The sequence below is a fragment of the Streptomyces sp. NPDC002130 genome (assembly GCF_040296465.1).
Classification (GTDB): domain Bacteria; phylum Actinomycetota; class Actinomycetes; order Streptomycetales; family Streptomycetaceae; genus Streptomyces.
This window is the reverse complement of sequence record NZ_JBEOXI010000597.1, coordinates 1-2,215: the sequence shown is the minus strand read 5'-3', so window position 1 is coordinate 2,215 and position 2,215 is coordinate 1. Positions and strand designations below refer to the sequence as shown.

Genomic DNA, 2,215 nt, shown 5'->3' with positions numbered 1-2,215 from the left:
GCGGCAGCGGTCACCGGCACGGCGGTCAGCGCCAGGCGAGGCTTGCGGGCATGCGAAGGTCGACCGAACACGGCGGGGCCCCCCGGACCACTGGAAGCGGGACCGGCGACGGACCACGCGTGACGACGTATCAGACAGCGGAAGATTCTGTGATCACGCTGTGAAGGAAAGCCAGAGATGACGCTCCGCTGTGATCATCATCACGGAAGGTAGCGGGTTGTTGCACGATGAATGCAGACCAAAGCGGAAAGAGCTTCACGATGGAACACTCGGCTCATATCCGAGTCTTGGCATGAACTAAGTCATTGCACAGCAATTGCTCGCGCGCATGGCCCCGGTTTGAGCGCTTCGCGGCCTTTACGGGGAGCCGTTGACGTGGCGTTCACCGCACCGCGAGCCACCCCTCCTTTCCTTACGGGATACGGGGCCACGTTCCTCAATCCGGCCCCCGGAAATCTCCACAGGGTGACGACGGATTCCTCATAGGTCATCATCGGCTGGCCCGGCTGCGCCCTGTCGCGCGCCGGTACCGAGGGGGACTAGGGGGAAGGGGAACCCGCCCGATGACGCGCAACTGGCGCTCGAGGCCCGGCCGTCGAGGCGGTGTGGCACTGCTCGCCACCGCAGTCGCCGCGACCGGCATCCTCTACGCGGGACTACGACTGGACGGCGGTCCCGCTCAGGACGACCGCGACCACCGGTCGGGCTCGAGCACCGTCACGGAAGCCGACGCCCTCAAGCAGGCGGCGCGGACCGGGAAGCCCGTAGAGGTCACGGCCGACCGCACCGCCCGTTCCACGACGTGGGCCCGGCCGGACGGCTTGATGGCCAAACAGCTCCACTCCACGCCCATGCGCGCCAAAGTGGGCGGCGAGTGGAGGAAGATCGATCCGAATCTGCGCCGCACGGGGAGCGGGTGGGAGCCGAAGGCCACCAACACCCGCATGGTGTTTTCGCCCGGGTCCGGGGGACAGGGCGGGCAGCGGGCCTCCCGCTCCACGGTGCGACGCGTGTCCCTGGTACGGCAGACAGCCGCTGACGCCACGGAAAATCCTCTGGTCACTCTGTATGTCGGCGCCGGTGGCGAGTACAAGATCCAGCTCACCTGGCCCGGCCCCGTCCCGACCCCCATCATCGACGGCAACCGTGCGCTCTATCCCGAGATCTTCCCCGGCGGGGACCTCGTGCTCACCGCCGACGACGACGGCTTCGGTCAGCTGATGGTGCTGAAGAATCGTCAGGCGGCATCCGACCAGCGTGTCCGGCAGTTGGTGTACGGCCTGCATTCCGCCCAGCTGACTTTCCGTCTTGACCCGGTGACCGGAATCGTCAGCGCCGAGAACGCCGATGACGAAGAAGTCGCGATGTCGCCCACACCACTGATGTGGGACAGCAGCGGGCAGCCGGCCGTCACCGATGGCGGGGTCGGAGCGACGGCCCAACCGACCGGGTCCGAGACCCCCGACCCGGCGGACACAGGCGGGCTTCCGGACGACAGTCCGTCCCCGACCGCCGAAGAGGAAGCTGTCGAGTCCGACGAGCAGAGCGACACGGACGTCGAGGCGCTCCCTTCGGCGAGCGACAATTCTGCCCCTGAACCTGCCGAGTCGCCGCTGCCCTCCGCGCCGGCTGAGCCGACTCCGGCACCGTCTCAGTCGGGTTCCGCCGCGACGCTCGCTCTGCCCTCTCTGGAGGGTCCTTCTCCCGACTCCCGGGGTGAACTCGTCGAGGCGGACCTGTCCACCGGACAGTGGAAACTCACACCGGACAAGGGCTTCCTCGACGACCCGGCCACCACGTATCCGGTGTTCATAGACCCGTCCGTCAAAAAGCACACCCAGGACTGGACCACCGCCTACAACCGCCACCCCAACGCCACGTTCTACAACGGCAAGGGCTTCAACAAGGGCGGCACCCACGAGGCGCGCGTCGGCTTCGAGTCCGACACCTGGGGCACCTCCCGCTCGTTCTTCAACATCTCCTTCGACAAGGACCTCAAGGGCACGAAGATCACCAAAGCCAAGCTGCGGCTGCTGGAGTCCTACTCCTGGTCCTGCAGCGCCCGTTCGATGAGCGTGCACCTCACCGGAGAGATCGACTCCCACACCAACTGGAAGAACGCCCCCAAGCTCCACGACGGCAACAAACTGGCGACGAAGAGCTTCGCGCACGGCTACAAGTCCGGCTGCCGGGACGCCTTCGAGACCTTCGACGT

Annotated in this window: 1 pseudogene; it reads left to right on the top strand. The window is 66.6% G+C overall.

The features are described from left to right. Window positions 1–563: 563 nt before the first annotated feature. Window positions 564–2,215, top strand: a pseudogene (locus ABT116_RS43310) (DNRLRE domain-containing protein); the annotation flags it as partial.